The organism is Pseudoalteromonas sp. S2755 (genome assembly GCF_005886535.1).
In the GTDB taxonomy this organism is placed as follows: domain Bacteria; phylum Pseudomonadota; class Gammaproteobacteria; order Enterobacterales; family Alteromonadaceae; genus Pseudoalteromonas.
In genome coordinates this window covers 1-365 of the sequence record NZ_PNDS01000278.1, presented here as the reverse complement: position 1 = coordinate 365, position 365 = coordinate 1, and the positions used below count along the sequence as shown (strand labels likewise).

General features: G+C 49.3%; 1 pseudogene. It reads left to right on the top strand.

Annotated features, from left to right (window positions below):
• A pseudogene (locus CWC03_RS23605) lies at positions 1-186 on the top strand (DUF3526 domain-containing protein); the annotation flags it as partial.
• Between the last annotated feature and the right edge of the window lie 179 nt (positions 187-365).

Sequence of the window (365 nt, the reverse complement as noted above, 5' to 3'; positions counted from 1 at the left end):
CCCGCGCGCAAGGATATTCCGCAGCAGAACCAAAAGCAAGCAATCCAAACCCCCAAGTTCGTTCGTTACCTGCCGCATTACGTTATTAGCCGGGTTAGCCTGCGCTTTTGGTTGATTGCTCTGGTGTTCTTGAGTTTCTTCGGGATTAAAAAGCTGCGCGTGGAGGAGCAAAGATGTAACGCTTAATTTTTGTTACTGAGGTTAAAAACCTCTGGCGAGATAAACTCGTCTTCGCGCTGCTTTTGTCCAGCAGCGTGCTTGCGCTAGAAGCATTTCTGATCGCCCCTTACTTTGCTAAAATCCATCATGACGTGGTACTAGCCGCACAGAAAAAGCCGCAACAGCCCAACCAACCTGCCAAAGCT